The sequence below is a fragment of the Paenibacillus apis genome, assembly GCF_018333295.1.
Classification (GTDB): Bacteria; Bacillota; Bacilli; order Paenibacillales; family Paenibacillaceae; genus Fontibacillus; species Fontibacillus antibioticophila.
Window position 1 is genome coordinate 1 of the sequence record NZ_BORS01000001.1, and the last position, 22,067, is coordinate 22,067.

Sequence of the window (22,067 nt, forward strand, 5' to 3'; positions counted from 1 at the left end):
ACGACCATTATACCACGGAATACGTAGATAATGGACGAATTCGGGAGAAAACCAATCATTCTAGTACTAAAAAACGGAATATGAATTGCTGAAGTTAGTGAGTTGTAAACAGTTAATAGACAGTCTCTAGAATGTCCGTTAGCGAGTTTAAAATATCCGGCAGCGAGCAGCAGATGGCTAATCAGAGAATCGGTTGCACCCAAAGAGGAGTCTGTTTTGGGGGAAGGCGATTCAAGTGTTCCGTAAGGATCTGCCTCCCCTTGTTGACAATCTGCTTAAAAAAGCAGCCATAGACGATAAAAATCAAAGAGATAAGCGAAGATAGACCGCTTAACCCCTTGTTTTTTTTATGAATCATCCTATTTTGTTGGTAGGAATGTTCCAAAGTATGCTTTTGGGGCACCCTTTTCTTTTTCTGGAAATCGTTTGCACGAAAGGGGTGGTGTGGGACGAAAGTCCTTATTTGATTTTTATCCTCAGAAAAATGTAATTTTCGGTATTAACTTTTCCGATATTATAGAGGAAGTCGTCAGAGCATGTCGAATTATGCACGTAAGGATGTCTTACCACCAGATCGAAACTGGTATGACTTTAATCCCATGCTTAAAGTACGACGACTATTACGAGCGGTAGGTGAGTATGAATGGGTAAGGTTCCTAAGAAGAAGGAGCAAGGCACGGACAGCAAGGAATCGAAACGGAAAGGCCTTAATGCTTTGAAGGAGAAATTGAAAACCCCTTCATCGGAGAAGGCGGGGGGCGGCTGGAAATCATCTCTGGGCAAGATGGTGCCAGGTCAGATTAACCCTAATAAGTCGGTTGGCGTAAGATTGTTTTTAATCTTCTTTGTAGCAATTATGACGTTTGTTCTGGCCATCGGTTTTGTGTCCTATGGAGTCGCAAAAAGTACGATTCAACGAAACGCAGAGACCTCCAATACACAGACCATATTGCAAACCACGCAGAAGCTGGATATCGTATTCCAAAAGTTTGCGGATAATCTGCAACAGGCATTCTTGGATGATGAGATGCAAAAAGCAATTACAGAAGCTTATCTCCCGGGATTGTCCGATTATGACCGGTTTACGCAGGTGACGAAGATGAGAACTCGCCTGAATGGTCTAACCTTTTCTAATGATGGATTCACAGCGATTTATATGCTTTCAAGCAAGCAGGCTATTGATGATATCAGCGCGGGCAATACCGATCCAGAGCTCCTGAGTACAATCAGGGATACGGAATGGTTTAAGGATCTGTCTGATAAGACGATGACCCAATGGATGCCTGTACCGAAAGCAGACGGCAGCGCACCCGAAGTCTTCCGGCTGGTCCGTTCGGTTCAGAGCGTAACCAGCATGGAGCGCTTTGTGCTGGTTGCAGATATCAAAATAAAGGTACTGGAAGACTATTTGAGAGAAGTTTCTCTTGGGGAAGGCTCTGAAGTCAAGATGCTGACGGCTGACAATTTTGTTGTAAGCTCTTCGGACGTGGAGAATGCGGGTCAGACAGATACGATCGATATGTCTAAAGCCGGAACCGATTCATACGGCAGCTTCGTAACTAAGGATCTATACGGTGAAAGTGTCCTGGCTGTATATGTACAGCATGAGATGACTGGCTGGAAGCTGGTAGGGACTGTAGCAACCTCCGAATTGACAAAGGATGCAAAAAGTATTTTGAGTTATACTTTTCTGTCTGCATTAATCGTTGCCTTGATTACCACCTTAATTGCGGTCTGGATGGTACGAATGATTGCTCATCCTTTGGGCAGAATGAAGGAATTAATGGAAGAGGGAGCCAAGGGGAACCTCAAGGTCCGTATGGAAACAAAGGCGAAGGATGAAATCGGACAGCTCTCGGTCAGCTTCAACCTGATGATGGAGCAAATTACAGCTCTGGTTAGTCAGACTAATCATTCCGCTCAAGATGTGCTGGAAACGGCTGCAGAATTGACGGATGCTTCCAATAAAACAGCGATCTCCGCGAGAGAAATCGCTTCGGCAACCGAAGAAATTGCGAATGGCGCAACCAGCCTGGCGAATGAAGCGGAGCGGGGCAATTCGTTGACGGATAATATCGCCCGTCAAATGGAGCATGTCATCAGTGTGAACCAGCAGATGGAGCAATCCGCGCATCAGGTTCATGAGTCCAGTCAGCGCGGAACCGAGTATCTGAACGGTCTCCTGGACAAGACGGAAGCTTCCGCCGAGATGATCAGCCAATTGACCAACAAAGTAGACGAATTGAAGACAAGTACATCTTCGGTGATGAAAGTATTGGATGTCATGAAGAATATTACACAGCAGACCAATATTCTGTCCTTGAATGCAACGATTGAAGCTGCACGTGCCGGGGCTGCGGGACGCGGCTTTATGGTCGTGGCAGACGAAATTCGTCAATTGGCGGATCAGTCCAAGCAATCGATTGCCATGGTAGGAGAGATTACCGACAACATTCAGAAGGAAATGAATGAAACGGTGCAGGCACTCTCTGATGCCAGTCCATTGTTCCAGGAGCAAATGAGTTCTGTGAAGGAAACAGGACAAATCTTTGTCTCTGTACAACAGCAAATGGATAACTTCATTACTCATCTGGACAAGGTTACCTCCTCGATTGATCAGTTGAATGAATCGCAAAATATTCTGTCCGATGCGATGAGCAACGTGAGCGCAGTAGCCGAGGAATCCTCCGCGACTTCTGAAGAGGTTGCATCGCTAAGCAGCGAGCAGCAGACGATTGGGGAACAGCTGGTACAGCTGTCCAAGAAGCTAGAGAATGTATCAACAGGCTTAAAGGACTCATTGTCCAAGTTTACGGTATAATCATTCCTAATTTGATATGAATGACAAGGCAGGTCCCACATAGTTATAGGCTATGGAGGGCCTGCTTTTTTATATCTAAAAGCAACTGTTCAATTCGAATTGCCTCTGGAAGTGTGAACAAGCTTTTCCCAGGAAATAATGGGAAGAGACAGGAGGCGGTTCAATTGCTCGTCCGCTTGAAAAAACGGATATTTATCGTGCTGCTCGCTTTTTCATTTTTTTTAATCGTGTTTGCGGTAAGAATGGGCTGGTTGGCCTGGAGTGCTGCTGCGCGTCCTTTAACAGCCGGAGGAAGAACGATTAATGAACTGGCTGTCAGGCAACGAGAACAAGGGATTGAGCTCGATTCAGGACGGGGCCACTTTGTTGACCGTGATGGGGTAAGGCTTACAGGGGAGATTCAATGGCTCCCCACTCTCTTCCCGGTCCATGGGCTTCCGGAGACGGAAAGCTTGAGGAAGCTCGCTGAAATCGTGGATATGCCACCAGATGAGCTGAAGGCGAAATGGAAGATGATTCAAGCTCCGCTTGCGCTGGAGACGGCGAACAAGGAGTCTTCTAAACGGCCGATCGGTGATCTGCCCGAGGGAGTGGAGTGGTTGCCTTATATGAAACGGTATCCGGAGGGGAGGAGCGGGAGTCAATGGCTCGGTTATGTCGCTCAACGCCCCGATGTAATAAGAGGGTTGAAGATCGGACAGGAGTCCGGCAGGCCCTTTCCGATTCAAATGGAGGTTGGGGCTTCGGGTTTGGAGTTATCCATGGATCGCTTCTTAAGAGGAATTGGCGGAACAAGAGTATCTTATGGCACCGACGGAAGATACCGTTCCATGCCCAGCATCGGAACCAGAATTCGAACGACCGATAATCCTTATTATCCTGTCCAGATCCAGACCACGATAAAGGAAGGAATTCAGCGCGAACTGGAAAAGCTTAGCGAGACCATGAAGGTTGAGGAGGGAGCGATCGTCGTCCTGGATGCACGGCAGGGGGATATTATAGCTATGGTCTCAAGGCCCTTTTACGATCCTAGCCATATTCAAGTTGCAGATGGAGCTTGGAGCAATAGAGCAGTCAAGGCAGAGGCCCCAGGGTCTATATTTAAGCTGGTTATAGCTGCAGCTGCTCTGGAATCCGGCGTGACCAGGCCTGGAGAAATGTTTCATTGCTCTGGAGAATATCACCGCTATGGTATATCCTGCTGGAAGACCGGAGGTCATGGCGATATTTCCTTGGAGCAAGGCTTGGCGCAATCATGTAATGTGGTGTTTGCCGAGCTGGGAGAGCGTTTGTCACAGGCCCAAATTGCAAGAACTGCATCTGCTCTGGGATTATCTCACAAGATCGGATGGTATGCTGACTCCTTCATGGGCGGTGAGGAGCTACGACAGATTGATCAGGAGGAGGCGGGGAGGGTCTTTCATCCAGCGGTCCAGGTTGACGGTGGTGTACTGGCTCAAACGGCACTTGGCCAGCGGGATGTGCTGGTAACTCCGCTTCAGGCAGCAAATTTGGTAGTAACGCTGCTTCATAATGGTCAATTATTTTCCCCACGATTGGTCAGTAAGGTTCTGTACAAGGATGGCTCCACGATGGCTGAATTTCCTGCAAAGAAGTTGGGGCGTGAAGCAGTGATTTCTCCCAAGACGTCACATCAATTGCTTGTCATGATGAGACGTGTCATCACTGAAGGGACTGGAAGGTCAATGAGGTCCTCAAAATGGGAGTTAGCAGGAAAATCTGGAACCGCCCAAGTTATAAAGTCGGGTAAAAAGCTCAATCAGCAATGGTTCATCGGTTACGGGCCGGTGAGTGAGCCTCAATATGCCGTAGCTGTGCTGGTACAGAACCGTCCAGCCGGGTCGCACCATCTTGCGGCCGACGTATTCCGGCGGGTGATGGATATTCTCGCGCAGGATACGGATGTGTCTTAGTAGGCAGCTTTAGTCGTCAACAGCTTCTTTTCCAAAAAAATGCCCCAACTTGGCAGGTCTGTATGATAAAATAGTGGGGATGCTATGCTTTAGGGCATGCCAAAGTCATGAACTATAGAAAAGTGGGGAAGACGACATGGAGACTTTGCTGCTGTGGTTATTTTATATTTCATCGCTATATGCTTTTATTCCCGGCTTGATCACAAGAATCTTCGGGTTTCGCGTGTTTAGGCGCGGCATAAGCAAGGAATACTTCTCACTGACCTTTGATGATGGTCCTGATCCTCAATATACGCCGGAATTGCTTGATCTGCTGAAGCGTTATGATGCCAAGGCTACGTTCTTCGTGGTTGGCTCCAATGCAGAACGACATCCTGAGCTGCTGAAGAGAATGCACGAAGAGGGACATTTGATCGGTATTCATAATTATGTCCACAAGACAAACTGGCTAATGGGACCTGCTGAAGTGAAAAGGCAGATTCAGAAGACAGGCAAGGTGATTCTGGACGCAACCGGCGTGCGCACGCACTTCTATCGACCGCCCTGGGGGATTGTGAACCTGTTTGATTTTGCTAAGCGAAATGAAACTCAGATCGTTCTCTGGTCGGCGATATTCAGTGATTGGCGGGTCAAGATTGGCGCCGACAAATTGACGAAGCGGATGCTGAAGAAATTGCGCGGTGGCGAGGTATTTCTGCTGCATGACTGCGGTGCGACGCTGGGAGCCAATATGACAGCACCGAGGGAAATGCTGATTGCGCTCGAACGTGTATTGAAGGAAGCCAGAGACCGTGGTCTGAACAGTATCCGCATCGATGAGATGATTCGGATCAGCGAAGTGTCCAGGGAGGGGAAAAAAGTGAAGCCGAGCTCTTCAGCTCAGCAAGCCGATTCAAAGAAAAAGCCGATTAGTCTGTTCAAAAAGACCATCGTTGCATTGTGGATGGCATGGGAGAAGCTGTTTCATCTGCTGTTCCGTCTAAAGACGATTAACCCGGAAAACCCGCTGATGCATTTTCGCGTCCGAAGCTATCGCGGACAGCAAGTCACGATGAGTGATGGCTCTGTACTTACAGCAGGTGACCGGGTAATGGAACTGCATATTGATAACAAGCTGTTGTTCGAGCTGGGAATGAAGTCGAAGTCGCCTGTACAGCTTGCGATTAAAATGGTCCGGCGAATGGAGCAGGAGATGCCGCTGATTGCCCGTTATGTAGCCGATCATGCGGAGCTTGCCAAGGTAAAGGCATTGTATGGGGTAAGTATGATAAACCGGGGGCCGGAAAAATTCGGATTTACAGTTACAGATCTTCCTAAGGGATTGTTCTCCGGCTCATCCCGGGTTTACCTGAAGCTTCTAATGCGGGTCATCCATCCAGAAGGCGGATCACGCTTGAATCAATCTCCGGAACTGCTGATTCCTAAACTGATCCTGATGCCGCTTGAGTATCTTGCCGAACATTATGCGGAAGATGGGTCTCATCTGAATATTTCAGAGAAGCCGAATGAGAACATAGAGGAGCCGGAGCCGGTTGCAATCACTGCAAGCCTTTAAAAAGCAGCTAGAACTCATGGATTTTATACGTTAATGTCATACTCCAGTGAAAAGGGTGTCCCCAAATCATCGCAAATTTGGGGACACCCTTATTTTTTTAGTAATTTTATAAGTTGAACTAAATAAGCTTCGTTGAAAGGGCATAAGTGTGAAGTGTGCTGAAGAAGCGTTAGCGTTCGCCTTTGTGAGCGGATTTCTACTTTATTATGGCTTCATTCAATCAGAGAAATCTGCGAACAACAGCGATCGTAAGAACACTTCACACGTTGCCCAAAACGTAAAGTTCATTAGTTCAACTTAGTTCAACTATATAGTTAGATTTTAAGCACGCCGCCGGAGCTGGCGTTCGTTACAAGCTTGGAATACCGCGCGAGATAGCCTGTCTTCACCTTCGGCTCGAAGCCCTTCCAATTGGAACGGCGGCGGGCCAGTTCTTCCTCGGCGACATGCAGCTCAATCTTCCGGTTGTTCAGATCAAGCTCGATGATATCTCCATCTTCGACGAAAGCGATTGGACCGCCTTCTGCCGCTTCCGGAGAGATATGCCCGATGCTGATACCGCGGGAAGCGCCTGAGAAGCGGCCGTCCGTGATCAAACCGACCTTCGCGCCAAGCCCCATACCAACGATTTGGGAAGTAGGAGCGAGCATTTCAGGCATCCCTGGTCCGCCTTTAGGTCCTTCATAGCGGATAACAACGACAGAGCCTTCCTTCACTTTTCCGTTTGCGATGCCTTCCAAGGCTTGTTCCTGGGAATCGAAGCAAATTGCCGGTCCTTTATGGTAGCCGCCTACGGATGGATCAACGGCGCCCACTTTGATAACCGAGCCCTCCGGCGCCAGGTTGCCGTACAGAATTGCCAGGCCGCCCTTCTCGGAGTGAGGCTGATCGATCGGATGAATGACGTTATGATCCAGAATTTCGCAGCCTTCTACGTTCTCGGCAATCGTCTTGCCGGTTACAGTGATACGATCACCATAGATGGCGCCTGGTTTCTTGAGCAGCTCATGCAGTACGGCGCTTACGCCCCCGGCACGATCCACATCCTCGATAAAGATATCCGAGGCTGGAGCCAGCTTGGCGATGTGCGGCACACGGTTGGCAACTTCGTTGATGCGCTCCAGCGGATAGTCGATTCCGGCTTCCTGTGCGAGAGCAAGTGTATGCAGAACCGTATTGGTGGAACCGCCCATTGCCATATCCAAGGCAAAGGCATTGTCGATCGATTCGATAGTAACAATATCGCGAGGCTTCAAGTCGAGCTTGATCAATTCCATGAGCTGGCGAGCGGACTTCCGTACGAAATCGCGGCGCTCTTCAGCTACGGCCAAAATTGTGCCATTACCCGGCATAGCCAATCCCAGGGCTTCAGCCAGACAGTTCATCGAGTTCGCTGTAAACATCCCTGAACAGGAGCCGCAAGTCGGACAACCGAATTGTTCCAATTCATACAGATCGCCATCAGAGATCTGACCGGCCTGGTGAGCACCAACCCCCTCGAAGACGGAGGTGAGGGAGAGCTTGCGGCCTTTGCTGTCGACACCGGCCTTCATAGGTCCGCCGCTGACAAAGACGGTCGGAATATTCACCCGAAGGGCGCCCATCATCATTCCCGGTGTGATCTTGTCACAGTTCGGAATGCAGACCATGCCATCAAACCAGTGGGCAGATACGACAGTCTCGAGCGAGTCTGCGATAATCTCACGGCTCGGCAGCGAGTAGCGCATGCCGATATGTCCCATTGCGATTCCATCATCCACACCGATCGTGTTGAACTCGAACGGCACGCCGCCCGCCTCGCGAATGGCTTCCTTGACTATTTTTCCGAACTCCTGCAAATGCACATGACCCGGCACGATATCGATGTACGAATTGCATACCGCAATAAACGGCTTGCCGAAATCTTCTTCCTTTACTCCTGCTGCCCGCAACAAGCTGCGGTGAGGAGCACGGTCAAAGCCTTTTTTTATCATATCTGAACGCATTTTACCTGCTGCCATAGTAAAGATCCCTCCATATCTATTTTGCTCTTGGTGAAATTTTGTAACTTTACACCGCTAAAGCTTTTTATAAAGTCTATCATATGTAATCGTGTTTTTCTAGCAACAGAATAAAGAAACTCCGGTACGCGATACCGGAGCTGTGATACGGAAATCCGCGCCTGGCAGGATCCGTCTACATATTAGGATTGCTGCCGCGTGCTCGTCCGCCCTTACGGCCGATGCTGCGATAGAAGTCCTTATCGTATTTTTCGGAGGTAGCTTCTCCGCCCTTCTGTCCGATTTCCTGATAAAATTCCTTGCTGTGCTTGCTGGAGGTAGCTTTTCCACCCTTTTGTCCAATCTCCTGATAGAATTCTTTACCGTGATTTTTGGAGGTGGCCTTTCCTCCGAGACGTCCGGCTTCTTCCCGGCTCATCTTGCCATTTTCCCGTGCCATGCAGATCACTCCTTGGATTGATTTTTTGGTAGGGTATGGTGTTATTTACCACATGCTAGCAAGATGAAACTCGAAATGTGCCGAAAATAAAAAAGGAGCCCTCCGAAAAGGGCAACCAGGTTGTATGTTACTTGCTGACAGCCCCGGAATTTCCGAGAGCTCTGCGCTCCAGGTGCAGCGCCCATTCTACCGGAGGCTCAATTGCCGCTGAGGTCCATTTCTTGACCGTTGGCTGGCTGAGAAGGATGGTGAGCAATACGGCGGAGGCGATGATTGCAAACGCACCGGCATAGCTATCAATATAATCATATAACGGTGAGGCGGCAGCCCAGCGGATAAGCAGCCCATGCAGCAGGAACACATAAAGGGTGCGGCGTCCATAATCGGTCAGTCTTGAGACCCGCTGCGGAACAAAGGCCAGGAAGCACGCTCCTGCGAATAACTGCAGGAAATAAAGAGCGAAACGGATCAATCCTGCGTACCAGTAAGCTGTGTCTAACTGCATATAGGTCATGCTGCCGTACAGCCAACCGGGTACTAATTCATTTCCGGCGATCCTAAGTGCAAAGAACAAGGTAAGTGACAGTAGAATTCCGATCACTCGGAATTTCTTGGTCAGCAGTTGTCCGATCCAGGCAAAGGAGAAGTGATAGCCTGCGATGAAAAAGGGCAGAAACACAAAGGTTCGCGACACGCTTAACCAAGTACCGTCAAGCGGCAGATATCCGATTAGAATGCCAAGAATGACAGCGGCGGCAATCTGGCGCAGCGGCGACAGCTTTTGCAGAAGAAGGAGGATCAGGCGCCAGCACAGATGACTGGCAAGGAACCAGAGCAGCAAGTAGGGAGCGAAGAAGGAATGATGAATATGATCCACCTGAAATACGGTAACATCCAGAATGGAATACAGTGTCTGGAAAATAACATATTGCAACCCAATCTGTACTAGAACCTTGCGTCCTGTGCTTCCGGTTAAGCTGGTCTTGGCGAAATATCCCGTTACAAAGACGAATAGGGGCATGTGGAATGTGAAGATCCACATATAGAGCGAGTTCATCCCCATCATGCGTGAGATGAGCGGCTCAATGGCATTACTGACAAACACGCAGAGTATGAGCAGAAAGCGCAGATTCAGGAAAAACGTCTCTCCTCGCTGTTCCCATGTAGGTGCTGACATATTGAGGTTAACTCCTTTCCGCACATTCCCTAAGTTTGATTTGAAAAATGAATATTAAAAATTTAAATAAATGCTTCTTGCTTTAAGATAATGGATTTGACCCTTTAACTTTGTGATAAAAATCACCAAGGAAAGCGCTGTCAGTGCTTTAAAATGTGACCAACTCATGAATCGTGATGAATTCTGATTTGGTGCAAGGAGAGAAGCGGGGTTAAAATAAGAAAAGAGTAGTTATCAGGAGGTGGCTTCGTGCCGGCAATACGAACAGAGGACAGGATCTTCCCATGCCGAGGCATTCTATTTGACAAGGACGGAACCTTGCTTGATTTTATGGCGTTATGGAGCGATTGGGCGCTCACGCTAACCCGGCTGGTGGAAGGCCAGCTAACGGTGATGGGAGCGGCAGCGACGGTTCCTGCGGAGAATCTGCTGGGGCTGATGCTGGATATAGACGGGCAAATGAAAGGCTATGACAAGACCGGTCCTTTGGCGATGGGGACAGAAGAAGAAGTGACCGCAATACTGGCCTGGCAGCTGTATGTAGCGGGTGTTCCCTGGAACGAGGCGCTCCTGCAGATACGCTCCTTCAATACGATTGCCATGCAGAAGCTGGAGGAGAAGCGGAATGCGGTTCCGATTCGGGGCCTCCATGGTTTCTTGACCCGTTGTGAGGCTGCCGGGATCCGGTTAGGCGTCGTCACCTCAGATACAACGGAAGGGGCAGTGAAGCATATGGACTGGCTAGGAATTCGCAAGTATTTTGGAAGTATTGTGGGCCGAGACCGGGTGATCAATGGCAAGCCCGATCCTGAAATGGCGGAGTTGGCAATGGGCGAGCTCGGAATCCAGGCGGAGGATTGCCTGATGATCGGGGACAGTAATGCAGATATGATGATGGGCAAGCTTGCAGGACTTTACGGCACAATCGGTATTGCCTCAGAGCCTGATGCGGCGCATTATTTAGTGGATGCAGATTGGATTATTCCGGATTATACCGTCATGGAGCCGATTGCTTATGCGGATCATATTACTCTGAAGGAGGACAAACAGCGTGAGTAACCTTGAACATGACTTTAAGTGCATGCCAGAAATCGAGAAATTGGGAACATGGATACTTGAGAGTAAGCGGATTGTATTTTTTGGCGGGGCAGGCATTTCCACAGAGAGCGGAATTCCCGACTTTCGCTCAGCCGCCGGGATCTATCATCAGGAGAACAAGCTGTCCTATTCCCCTGAAGAAATTTTAAGCCGTCCTTTTTTCAACCGGCATCCGGAAGTATTCTACGATTTTTACAGGACGAAGATGCTCCATCCGGAAGCCCGGCCGAATCCGGCTCATCAGCTGCTGGCAGCATTGGAGAAGGCGGGGCGGCTAAAAGCAATCGTTACGCAAAACATCGACGGCCTGCACCAAATGGCAGGGAGCCAAAATGTGCTGGAGCTGCACGGCTCGATTCATCGCAATTACTGCATGAGCTGCCATGAATTCTACACTCTGGATCAGGTTATGCAGAGCCCGGCACCGGTTCCGCTCTGTACGGCCTGTCAGGGTGTGATCAAGCCCGATGTAGTGCTGTATGGAGAAAATTTGAATGAGGATACCATGGAGCGCTCCATTCGTGCCATTGCCGAAGCAGATTTGCTGCTAATCGGCGGAACTTCATTGACGGTACAGCCGGCTGCTCATCTGGTGACTTATTATCAAGGCGGCCGCACGGTATTGTTGAATGCCAGCTCAACGCCCTATGACAGCAGAGCCGATCTGCTGATCACGGACCCGATCGGGGCGGTCATGGATGCCCTGAAAACAGTTGTTCTGTGAACATGGACTATTTTTCTCACCTGTTGCCACGCGCGGCATCCCGCCTGTATTCACTCGGCGATTGACCGTGGAACCGGCGGAACTGTCTGGAGAAGTACAAGGCATCTGCCAGTCCTACGGATGAAGATATTTGTTCGATGGATAGCTCTGGCCGCTCGCGCAGCAGTTGCCGCGACTTGTCGATTCGCAGCTTGAGTAAATACGTAACGGGTGTGAAGCCCGTCTCTTTCTTGAAGATCCGGGACAAGTAGGCCCGGTTATAGCCAAGACTGGAGCACATCTGTTCAATCGACATCGGGTGTGCATACTGGCTTGCCATGTATTGGATCATTTGCTTTACAATTCGCTGTACGCCGGATTCACCTGCCGGAAGGGCGCCCGCCTGAACGAGCGACTGCTCTGCCTCCGCCATGACAAGATAGAGACAGCCCAGCGAGGCCAGATCGGAGTTGGATTTCTTGCTGCGGAAGGTCTGCAGGACCTGTTCCAGCAGAGAAGGAATGCCGCTCCCGGTGCCCGGACTGCAGACCGCTGTGCGAGGAGTGAACCCGGCACGCTCAATCAGGAGATTGGCCTGTACACCTGCAAAGGCAATCCAGCGGTAACGCCAGGGATTCTCCGGATCGGAGGCATAGCTGACCAATTGCTCAGGAAGAATGAGAAAGCAGTCGCCTGCCTGAAGATCATACTGGGCATACTCTGTCTGGAAGGAGCCTCGTCCTTCTTCTACGTAATGAAGTAGATAGTAATCGTAAACCTTCGGACCCAGGCGGTGGTTGTTCACCGTCTGGCTTTCGCCGGCAAAAAGCACATGCAATTCGCTTGTCTCGCTGATTTCGGGATTGGCCGCAGCGCTATAGGATTCTTGAATCATATGAAATCCTCCATTTCTCGAAGTCACATATATCTATATTATACACGCATAGTTGCATTATCAAAGAGAACGCTTTTTCTTATACTGAAGACAAGAAATTCAAGATTCCATGAAGATGGGGTGTACAGAATGAAGAAGAAAGAAATGGAACAATTGTTTATATCGAAATGTGGAGGGAATGCGGAGGGTGTTCGCGTATTCAACGCTCCCGGACGTGTGAATTTGATTGGCGAGCATATTGACTATAACGGAGGATACGTGCTTCCGGCTGCACTGGAATTCGGAACAACGCTGGCTGTCCGCAAAAGAGAAGACGGCAAGGTTTCCTTTGCCTCGACTAATCTTCCTTACACCGCTGAAATTGCTGTTGAAGAGTTGGGCAAAGAGAAAACGGAGGAGTGGGTGGATTATCCGGTCGGAGTCATTGTGGAGCTGGCGAAAAGAGGGACAAACCTATCGAGCGGCTACGATCTGTTCTATCACGGCGAGATTCCTAACGGGGCCGGGTTGTCCTCCTCCGCTTCGATTGAAGTGGTTACAGCCTTTGCACTGCTTTCTATGGAAGGCAAGCCTGCCGATAAGGTTGAGATCGCTGTTCTGTCCCAAAAGGCCGAGAACCTTTATGTCGGCGTAAACAGCGGAATTATGGATCAGTTCGCTGTGGCTAACGGGGCTATCGATCATGCCATCTTGCTGATGTGCGACACGCTGGAGTATAAGCATGTTCCGTTCAAGACCGGGGCCTACAAGCTCGTTATTGGCAATACGAACAAGCGCAGAGGCTTGGTTGATTCCAAATATAACGAGCGCCGGAGCGAGTGCGATGAAGCTCTTCGCTTGATCCGCGAAAAAGCGCCGGAGATCGAATTCCTGGCACAGTTGACACCGGAGCGCTTCGGGGAACTAAAGGGCAAGCTTAACATTGAAGTCTTGCTGAAGCGTGCAACTCATGTGGTTGAAGAGAACGCCCGTGTGCTGAAATCGGTCGATGCGCTTGCAGCTAATGACCTGGCAGCCTTCGGCAGCCTGATGAATGCTTCCCATGATTCTCTTCGCGACCTGTACGAAGTGAGCTGTCTGGAGCTTGATGTGATGGTTGAAGAAGCACGCAAGATTGAGGGCACGCTCGGCTCGCGGATGACCGGTGCCGGATTCGGCGGCTGTACGGTCTCGCTGGTTCATGAGGATTCGGTAGAGCGTTTTGTTCAAGAAGTAGGCGCGGCTTACAAGGAGCGCACCGGCCTGGAAGGCGACTTCTATGTATGCGGCGTAGGCGACGGAGTCCATGAAATGAAGGGAGAGAACTAATATGGCAATTCTGGTCACTGGCGGAGCCGGTTATATCGGCTCACATACTGTAGCGGAGCTGTTGGCACAAGGGAAAGAGGTTGTGGTTATTGATAATTTGCAGACCGGCCATCGGGGGGCATTGCTTGGCGGGAAGCTGTATGAAGGCGATTTGCGCGATAAAGAGCTGCTTGCAAAGCTATTTTCCGAGAATCAGATTGAAGCTGTCATTCACTTTGCGGCGAATTCCCTGGTCGGTGAAAGTATGAAGGATCCGGTAAAATATTATGACAATAATGTCTACGGGACGCTGTGTCTGCTGGAAGCGATGCATGCGGCTGACGTGCGGAAAATCGTATTTTCCTCGACTGCAGCTACCTATGGCGAGCCTGAAAAGGTACCTATTGAAGAGACGGATGCTACCAATCCAACCAATGTCTACGGTGAAACCAAGCTGACGATGGAACGGATGATGGCCTGGTTCGATCAGGTGCTCGGCATTAAGTATGTGGCCCTTCGCTACTTCAATGCGGCGGGAGCGCATGAGAGCGGGAAGATCGGAGAGGATCACACGCCGGAAAGCCATTTGATCCCGCTGATTCTGCAAGCAGCACTCGGGCAGCGTCCATCGATTCAAGTATTCGGTGATGATTACAACACACCTGACGGCACCTGCGTACGGGATTACATTCATGTAGGAGATTTAGCGGATGCGCATTTGCGTGCGGTTGAATATCTGATTCAAGGTCATGACAGCAACGTATTCAATCTCGGCAATGGCCAAGGCTTCTCCGTCAAGGAGGTTATTGCCAAGGTCAAGGAAGTTACCGGCCGTGATTTCCCGGTTGTAGTCACACCTCGCAGAGACGGGGACCCGGCAGTGCTGATCGCCTCTTCGGATAAGGCAAGAACAGTGCTTGGCTGGCAGCCTTCCCGCAATAAGCTTGATGATATTATCCGCAGTGCGTGGGAATGGCATTTGCATCATCCAGACGGCTACGGTGACAAGTAAGGAGTGAGAAGCTTGAGTGCAGAAGAGCAGAGAAAGTCTGAAGCCCGGCAGGCGATTGAACGTTTAGTCCATTACGCGCTGGAGCAGGCAATGATTGAAGAAACAGATATTGATTATTCGCGAAACCGCCTTCTGGAGCTGTTCGGGTTTGATGAAGCTTATCTTGAAGCACTGGAGCCTGAATCGCTGCAAGGCCCGCAGGAACCGCTTGCGGTGCTGATTGACTACGGTCTTGAAATCGGTCTGATTCCGGAAAATACAGATACCTACCGTGATTTGCTGGACGCCCGGATTATGGGGCTGCTGATGGCTCGTCCATCGGAATGCATTGCGTCATTTCGCAGCACAGCGGCGGAGCGAGGCATTCAAGCCGCAACGGATGATTTCTATAAATTATCCGTTGCCAGCAACTACATTCGGATGGATCGGGTCGCCCAGAATATTTATTGGGATCAACCGACCGAATACGGCGATATGCAAATCACGATCAATCTGTCCAAACCGGAGAAGAATCCGAAGGAAATCGCCATGGCCAAGCTTCTTCCGCCGCCGGTCTATCCTAAATGCCAGCTATGCCGGGAAAATGTGGGCTATGCCGGACGAATCAATCACCCGGCCAGACAAAATTTGCGCGTGATTCCGCTGGAACTGAACGATGAGCCATGGCTATTCCAGTACTCGCCGTATGTGTATTACAACGAGCATTGCATCGTGTTCCATCATGACCATGTTCCCATGAAGCTGACCAAGCAGACATTTAAACGTTTGCTTAGCTTCACGGAGGCCTTTCCGCATTACTTTATCGGCTCGAATGCTGATCTGCCGATTGTGGGCGGCTCGATTCTGACGCACGACCATTTCCAGGGAGGCAGACATACATTCCCGCTTCAGCTTGCTCCTTCCGAGGCATCGTTCTCGCATCCGGCTTATCCGGGCGTAACCGCCGACCTGGTGAAATGGCCGATGTCGGTTCTGCGTCTGTCCGGTCACGATCCTTCCGTAGTGCTGGAAGCGGCCGATCAAGTGTATGAATCCTGGAAGGCATACAGTGATCCTGCGGCCGAAGTGCTTGCCTTCAGCGAGGAGAATGGGGAGAGCGTACCGCATAATACGGTGACTCCAATTGTTCGGCGCGGAGCAGGTGGCGTATACGAGATGGATATCGTACTGCGCAACAATCGCACCAGTGAGGAGCATCCGGAGGGTATTTTCCATCCTCATCGGGAAATGCACCATGTCAAGAAGGAGAACATCGGCCTGATCGAGGTCATGGGGCTCGCCATTCTGCCTGGACGGCTAAAGCAGGAACTCGCTGATATCGCTGCGATTCTTGGCGGAAATACGGAGCTTCTGCAAGCGGCTGTCTCGAACTCCGGTCATCCCCTGGCCGTGCATGGAGATTGGATCCAGCAGCTTATTCAGCAGCATGGAACCTCGGTACCTGCAGAGCAGGCAGAAGAGCTGCTCCGGCAAGAAGTGGGCAGCAAGTTTGCACGGATCCTGGAGCATGCAGGTGTATTCAAGACAGATCCAGCAGGCCGGGAAGCCTTTATACGCTTTGTCCAAGCTATGGGCTATCATGCAATAGCATAGACAGTTAAACATCGGAGGGCGAGTTAGGGGGCAACGTGTGAAGTGTGCTTACGATCACTGTTGTTCGCGGATTTCTTGATCAGCTGATCCATAAACAGCAATGCATTATGCTGCGCTGCAAAATACTGCACTGCAATAAGCTTGCCGCCTGCATGTAAGCAGGATACTGCTTGCCTGAATTGTACTCCGAATACATGATACTCCGGTTTTGCGCCAAACTTCGCTTGTCCGAGTGGCATTCCAGTTTAGCTTTGAACTTCGCTCGAGTCTTACTGGAACCATTGGTTAGGACATATTCCTCATATGAGCAACAACGTAGTGATGTAGGAAACTCTTTGTGCATAATGAGTGCAGAATGAGTATATGAGTTGCTGCTGGGCAAAATAAGTGCCAAAACGCAATAAAATCTCAGGCATGAGAGCGCATTTGGCGAAACAAGTGCATAAAGGCATTAAAATTTCTGGCGTAGGCGCACATGCGGGCGAAATAAGTGCTTAAAAGCATTAAAAGTGCCAGCGCGTGGGCTCAGGCGGCAAAATAAATGCCGAAATACAATAAAATTATTGACGTGTGTGCACATGCGAGAAGCAAGTGCCGTATGTGCGAACAAACAAATGTTGGGGCCGTCCCGAAGCTTGATCAGCTGGACGGCTCTTTTTGCATGCAAGCAGGATACTGTGCATCTGGTGCAGTGGTGTATATTTACTTTTTAAAAAGGAGCATCGTCAGGTGCCTTTATGCCGGATGTCTCCCTTGTTATGGCTTATTTAATCAAAGAAATCCGCGAACAACAGCGATCGAAAGAAACCTTCACACGTTACCCCGGGCACGCTGAATCCGGCTCTTTTGCTGTTTACGCTAAGAAAGGTATAATCAGATTAGTTAAGCGGCTTGTCTATATCACCATCTTTAGGAGGGATTTCGTCTTGGATCAATTTCAATTTCACAATCCGACCAAACTGATATTCGGCAAAGGACAATTAGAGCAGCTCCGGCAAGAAGTGCCGCGCTATGGAAGCAAGGTGCTGCTGGTCTATGGCGGCGGCAGTATTAAGAAGAGCGGATTGTATGACCGTGTCGTTGCCATTTTGCAGGAGCTTGGCGTAAAGATTACCGAGCTTGCCGGCGTGGAGCCGAATCCTAGGCTCTCAACGGTGCATCGCGGTGTGGAGCTGTGCCAATCCGAAGGGATTGATCTTGTGCTCGCCGTTGGCGGCGGCAGCGTGCTGGACTGTGCAAAAGCGATTGCCGTAGGGGCCAAATACGATGGCGATATGTGGGATTTTGCCGAGCGGAAGGCTGCCCCTGTTGATGCGCTTCCTTTGGGCACGGTGTTGACCATGGCGGCTACCGGCTCGGAAATGAATGGGAATTCGGTCATTACCAATGAAGAAACTCAGGAGAAGCTGGGCTGGGGAAGCAAGCTGGCTTACCCTGTATTCTCGATTCTGGAGCCGGCTAATACTGCAACATTGCCCAAGGAGCAAACCGTCTACGGGATGGTGGACATCATGTCCCATGTGTTTGAGCATTATTTTCACCACACCCCTAATACGCCGGTACAGGATGGCTTCTGTGAAACCGTGCTGCGCACCGTCATCGAGACTGCACCGCTGCTTATCAATGATCTGGAAAATGAAACCTACCGCGAGACGATTCTGTACTGTGGAACGATGGCTCTTAACGGGGTGTTGAATATGGGACTGTCGGGCGACTGGGCGACTCATAATATCGAGCATGCCGTCTCGGCGGTATACGACATTCCGCATGGCGGAGGTCTGGCAATTCTGTTTCCGAACTGGATGAAGCACGTTATGCACCATGATATCGCCCGCTTTAAACGCTTGGCCATTCAGGTCTTCGAGGTTGATCCGGCAGGCAAGAGCGACGAGGAAATTGCAGAAGCAGGTATCGAAGCGCTAAGGGCTTTCTGGGACTCGATCGGGGCGCCTAGCAGACTCTCAGACTACCAGATTGACGATAGCAAACTGGAGTTAATGGCGGACAAGGCAGTTCGATTCGGGGCCTTTGGCAACTTTGCCCAACTGGAAAAACAAGACGTACTGGACATATACAGAAGCTCTCTCTAAGCTCATGGATACAAAAAAGTGAAACATTGGAAACCGTACTGCGTAAATATTACATGAAAGGTAATTGGCTGCAGTGAAAGGAGAAGCGGATGGAGACTTTATTTTGGAGCTGTTTTATCGGCGGCGCATTGTTTGCTTTCATTAGCGCTATACTTGGTGACCTTATCGGAAATTGGCTGGAAGGGATCTTCGATATCTTCTCGGTAGATTTTTTGAAGCCGGTCATCACCGCTTCCGCGATCACCACCTTTGGCGGAGCGGGCATTCTGCTGGTACGCTACACGGCGTTAAGTCACGGGACGGTCGTCGTATTGGCAATTCTGATTGCTCTGGTGGTCTCCATCCTGCTTTATTTCGTGTATGTCAAGCCGATGGAGAACAGCGAGAATTCAGTTGGCTTCTCCCACGCCGAGCTCCCTGGCAAGCTCGGTGAAGTGACCGTTCCGGTTCCCGCTAAAGGGTATGGAGAGATCATGGTCAAGATGGTGGGCGGAAATACGCTGCACACAGCTTCAAGCTGGGACCGTCGCAGTATTCCCGCCGGAGCGCTGGTTGTCATTGTTGAAATGAAGGACGGCGTGGTACATGTATCGGAGCTATACGAATCTGATGAACTAGAGAAGGAGAGGATGTAATTGGATTTGCCGATTCCAGATTTTTTGCTAATCCCTGTAGTGGTCATTGCTGTTATTGTGGTGCTGGGCCTTGCATTCTGGGCACGCTATAAGACCGTAAGCCCGGACGAGGCGATGCTCGTAACCGGTTCCTTTCTAGGAAGCCGTAATATTTCAGAGGATGAATCAGGCCGCCGGATCAAGATTGTACGCGGTGGCGGGGCATTTATCTGGCCTATTTTTCAAAAAGCGGAATTTATGTCGCTCTTGTCCCACAAGCTTGATGTCATGACCCCAGAGGTCTATACGGAGCAAGGTGTTCCGGTCTCAGCGGACGGTGTGGCGATTATTAAAGTCGGAAGCTCGGTAGAAGATGTGGCTACTGCAGCCGAGCAATTTTTGGGCAAGCCTATCGATGCATTAAAAGGCGAAGCACAGGAAGTGCTGGAGGGTCATCTGCGCTCGATTCTCGGTGCGATGACAGTAGAGGAAGTATACCGGAACCGCGATAAATTTGCTCAGGAAGTGCAGGGCGTCGCTGCCCGCGATCTCAAGAAAATGGGCTTGCAGATCGTATCCTTCACGATCAAGGATGTGCGCGACAAGCACGGGTATCTTGAAGCGTTAGGTAAGCCAAGAATTGCTGCGGTTAAGCGTGATGCGGAGATTGCGGAAGCAGAGGCCGTGCGCGATGCGAGAATTCAGAAGGCGCTGGCGGAGGAATCCGGTCAGAAGGCCGAGCTTCTGCGGGATACGAATATCGCTGAGGCCTCCAAGGAGAAAGAACTGAAGGTCGCTTCATTTAAAAAGGATCAGGATACGGCGAAGGCTGAAGCTGACCAGGCTTATCATATCCAAGAAGCCAGAGCCAAGCAGACGATGGTAGAGGAGCAAATGAAGGTTGAGCTCGTCCGCAAGGAACGCGAGATTGATCTCCAGGAGAAAGAAATTCTCGTTCGCCAGAAGCAATATGATGCTGAAGTGAAGAAGAAAGCCGATGCGGACCGTTATGCCGTTGAACAAGCGGCGGAAGCGGATAAAGCCCGCAAGATGAGAGAAGCCGATGCGCTTCAATATTCCATCGAGACGCAAGCGAAGGCTTCGGCCGAGCAGAAGCGACTTGAAGGTCTGGCGATTGCGGATGCAGAGCGGGCAAAGGGTACCGCGGATGCAGAAATTATCCGGCTGCGTGGTTTGGCGGAAGCGGAAGCCAAAGAGAAGCTTGCTGAAGCGTTCCAGAAGTTTGGAGAAGCCGCGGTATTGGATATCGTTGTGAAAATGCTGCCGGATCTGGCAGGTAAAATTGCCGCTCCGATCTCTTCCATTGATAAGCTGACGGTTGTGGATACGGGGAAAGGTGAAGGTGCGGCACGGGTCAGCAATTATGTGACCGAGCTGATGGCCACCGCTCCGGAAATGCTGAAGGATGTCTCCGGCATCGAGCTAAACCAGTTGATCAAGCGGTTAACAGGCAAAGGGCCTGCTGCTTCAACTGTTCCAACTGCACCTGCGGCCCCTGCGGCTCCTGTAGCTCAGAAGCCAGCGAAGGAAGGTCCGGTAGTCCCTGTTCAGGACACGAATTCAGAAATAATATAATTCGTTGTGCGCCATCTTCGGCTAATCCCCGGGGATGGCCTTTATTTACTCCCGATTGTGGCAACGAGTAGGCGTGTCGATTATAATAAGCATGAATGAACAAGCTGTTAGTATAAGAGGTAGTTCAAAAAGTCATCTTTTGATCACGAAGTGATTTGGTGATTCTCGCAACCTTCTCGGTGCTGAAAAGTAGACTTTTTGAATACGTATTATATTAAAAGTAAAAGAATCAGCATCCCCCAAATGAGGTGCCATTGTGAATAGCCTACAAGTGTCAAAAGCATTGAATAACAATGTCATTATTGCGAATCATCCTGCTCATGGTGAAGTGGTCATTATCGGGAAGGGCATCGGATTTAACCGCAAGACAGGTGAAGCGATTCCTTTGGAATCCGTGGAGAAGATGTTCATTCTGACCAGCCGTCAGGAGCAGGAGCAGTACAAACAGCTCGTTCCACAAATTGATGAGCAATTGATTGAAATTATCGGGGAAATTATTAACTATATTTCCGAGAAGACACAATCCGCTTTGAATGAACATATCCATATCGCTTTAACGGATCACCTGGCATTCGCTATAAAGCGTGCCGATCAGGACCTGTCTTTTCATAACCCGTTCCTGTACGAGACTAAAGAGCTTTATCCACTGGAGTATGAGCTGGCCGAATATGCAATCCACCTGATCCAGAAGAAGCTCGGGATCGACCTGGGTGAAGATGAAATCGGGTTTGTTGCCCTTCATATCAATAGTGCGATGACCAATCGGCATATCAGTGAAGTTCGGGGGCATGCCCAGTTAATTGCCGAACTTATAGAAATGATCGAAGAAGAGCTGCATATCACGGTTCAGCGGCAGTCGCTGGATTACTCACGCCTTCTGACGCATCTAAGGTTCGCTATCGAGCGGATACGCAGGGGCGAACAGGTGGAGGAAGTGAAGAAGCTGGAGCGAATGATGAGTGATGAGTATCCGGTCTTATTTGAGCTTGCGGGAAAGCTGACGCGATTGATGGAGACGCGTCTGAACAAGCCAGTGTACCGGGCGGAAATCAGCTATTTAACGATGCATTTGCACCGAGTGGCCCGGGAAGGGATTAACTAGGGATGAACTTGCACCGAGCCATTAGGTTTGATATACTTTGGTTACTGAACTGCAACTGAATATTATTACAATGTGTTACTGATTCGATCAGGCATGAGTTGATTAGATTTTTGATTGCATCTCTGATATGTGGGGTATTATAACCGTATTA

Annotated in this window: 17 protein-coding genes; 12 read left to right on the top strand and 5 right to left on the bottom strand. The window is 50.0% G+C overall.

The window, feature by feature from the left end; translation table 11 throughout:
- The first annotated feature begins 643 nt into the window (after positions 1–643).
- The 3 genes from KI362_RS00005 to KI362_RS00015 all read left to right on the top strand — a co-directional run bounded on the left by KI362_RS00005 (position 644) and on the right by KI362_RS00015 (position 6,310).
- Positions 644–2,821, top strand: coding sequence for a methyl-accepting chemotaxis protein (locus KI362_RS00005; RefSeq protein ID WP_301623928.1), 2,178 nt, complete (start codon positions 644–646; stop codon positions 2,819–2,821).
- A gap of 113 nt (positions 2,822–2,934) precedes the next feature.
- A complete protein-coding gene (locus KI362_RS00010; RefSeq protein ID WP_301623930.1) occupies positions 2,935–4,755 on the top strand; it encodes a peptidoglycan D,D-transpeptidase FtsI family protein in 1,821 nt (606 codons plus the stop codon).
- Positions 4,756–4,891: 136 nt separating this feature from the next.
- Positions 4,892–6,310 (top strand): polysaccharide deacetylase family protein, encoded by a 1,419-nt coding sequence (locus KI362_RS00015; RefSeq protein WP_301623932.1) that lies wholly within the window; start codon positions 4,892–4,894, stop codon positions 6,308–6,310.
- 314 nt (positions 6,311–6,624) lie between these two features.
- Here the strand turns inward: KI362_RS00015 and ilvD are convergent, their stop codons facing one another.
- The 3 genes from ilvD to KI362_RS00030 form a co-directional block, all read right to left on the bottom strand.
- A complete protein-coding gene (gene ilvD, locus KI362_RS00020) occupies positions 6,625–8,310 on the bottom strand; it encodes a dihydroxy-acid dehydratase (protein ID WP_044479624.1) in 1,686 nt (561 codons plus the stop codon).
- Positions 8,311–8,485: 175 nt separating this feature from the next.
- The gene (locus tag KI362_RS00025; RefSeq protein WP_044479623.1) at positions 8,486–8,749 is read right to left on the bottom strand and encodes a KGG domain-containing protein; all 264 of its coding nucleotides are present in this window, start codon (positions 8,747–8,749) and stop codon (positions 8,486–8,488) included.
- A gap of 127 nt (positions 8,750–8,876) precedes the next feature.
- Positions 8,877–9,926, bottom strand: coding sequence for an acyltransferase family protein (locus KI362_RS00030; protein ID WP_301623937.1), 1,050 nt, complete (start codon positions 9,924–9,926; stop codon positions 8,877–8,879).
- A 249-nt stretch (positions 9,927–10,175) separates the two neighbouring features.
- On the opposite strand from KI362_RS00030, the gene KI362_RS00035 reads away from it, so the two are divergent.
- Both KI362_RS00035 and KI362_RS00040 read left to right on the top strand, forming a co-directional pair.
- On the top strand, positions 10,176–10,985 hold the full coding sequence (locus tag KI362_RS00035) for an HAD family hydrolase (RefSeq protein ID WP_301623938.1): 810 nt from the start codon (positions 10,176–10,178) through the stop codon (positions 10,983–10,985).
- Between the two features lie 22 nt (positions 10,986–11,007).
- Complete coding sequence (locus KI362_RS00040) at positions 11,008–11,748, top strand: NAD-dependent protein deacylase (protein ID WP_301623939.1); 741 nt, start codon at positions 11,008–11,010, stop codon at positions 11,746–11,748.
- 16 nt (positions 11,749–11,764) lie between these two features.
- Here the strand turns inward: KI362_RS00040 and KI362_RS00045 are convergent, their stop codons facing one another.
- The gene (locus KI362_RS00045; RefSeq protein WP_301623941.1) at positions 11,765–12,622 is read right to left on the bottom strand and encodes an AraC family transcriptional regulator; all 858 of its coding nucleotides are present in this window, start codon (positions 12,620–12,622) and stop codon (positions 11,765–11,767) included.
- Positions 12,623–12,751: 129 nt separating this feature from the next.
- Between KI362_RS00045 and KI362_RS00050 the strand changes: the two genes are divergently transcribed.
- The 3 genes from KI362_RS00050 to KI362_RS00060 are packed head-to-tail and all read left to right on the top strand — an operon-like array spanning position 12,752 to position 16,514.
- A complete protein-coding gene (locus tag KI362_RS00050; RefSeq protein ID WP_301623943.1) occupies positions 12,752–13,930 on the top strand; it encodes a galactokinase in 1,179 nt (392 codons plus the stop codon).
- Position 13,931: 1 nt separating this feature from the next.
- Complete coding sequence (galE, locus tag KI362_RS00055) at positions 13,932–14,921, top strand: UDP-glucose 4-epimerase GalE (protein WP_301623944.1); 990 nt, start codon at positions 13,932–13,934, stop codon at positions 14,919–14,921.
- A gap of 12 nt (positions 14,922–14,933) precedes the next feature.
- Complete coding sequence (locus KI362_RS00060; RefSeq protein ID WP_301623945.1) at positions 14,934–16,514, top strand: UDP-glucose--hexose-1-phosphate uridylyltransferase; 1,581 nt, start codon at positions 14,934–14,936, stop codon at positions 16,512–16,514.
- A gap of 23 nt (positions 16,515–16,537) precedes the next feature.
- Here KI362_RS00060 and KI362_RS00065 read toward each other — a convergent pair whose 3' ends face one another.
- Positions 16,538–16,753, bottom strand: a complete 216-nt coding sequence (locus KI362_RS00065) for a hypothetical protein (protein WP_301623946.1) — start codon at positions 16,751–16,753, stop codon at positions 16,538–16,540.
- Positions 16,754–17,440: 687 nt separating this feature from the next.
- On the opposite strand from KI362_RS00065, the gene KI362_RS00070 reads away from it, so the two are divergent.
- The 4 genes from KI362_RS00070 to glcT all read left to right on the top strand — a co-directional run bounded on the left by KI362_RS00070 (position 17,441) and on the right by glcT (position 21,916).
- Positions 17,441–18,604, top strand: coding sequence for an iron-containing alcohol dehydrogenase (locus KI362_RS00070; RefSeq protein ID WP_301623948.1), 1,164 nt, complete (start codon positions 17,441–17,443; stop codon positions 18,602–18,604).
- An 89-nt stretch (positions 18,605–18,693) separates the two neighbouring features.
- Entirely contained in the window at positions 18,694–19,239 is a 546-nt protein-coding gene (locus KI362_RS00075) for a membrane protease regulatory membrane protein (protein WP_044479613.1), read from the top strand.
- Between the two features lie 12 nt (positions 19,240–19,251).
- Positions 19,252–20,814, top strand: a complete 1,563-nt coding sequence (locus tag KI362_RS00080) for a flotillin family protein (RefSeq protein WP_044480072.1) — start codon at positions 19,252–19,254, stop codon at positions 20,812–20,814.
- Between the two features lie 256 nt (positions 20,815–21,070).
- Positions 21,071–21,916 (top strand): glucose PTS transporter transcription antiterminator GlcT, encoded by an 846-nt coding sequence (glcT, locus tag KI362_RS00085; protein WP_301623950.1) that lies wholly within the window; start codon positions 21,071–21,073, stop codon positions 21,914–21,916.
- Positions 21,917–22,067: the final 151 nt, after the last annotated feature.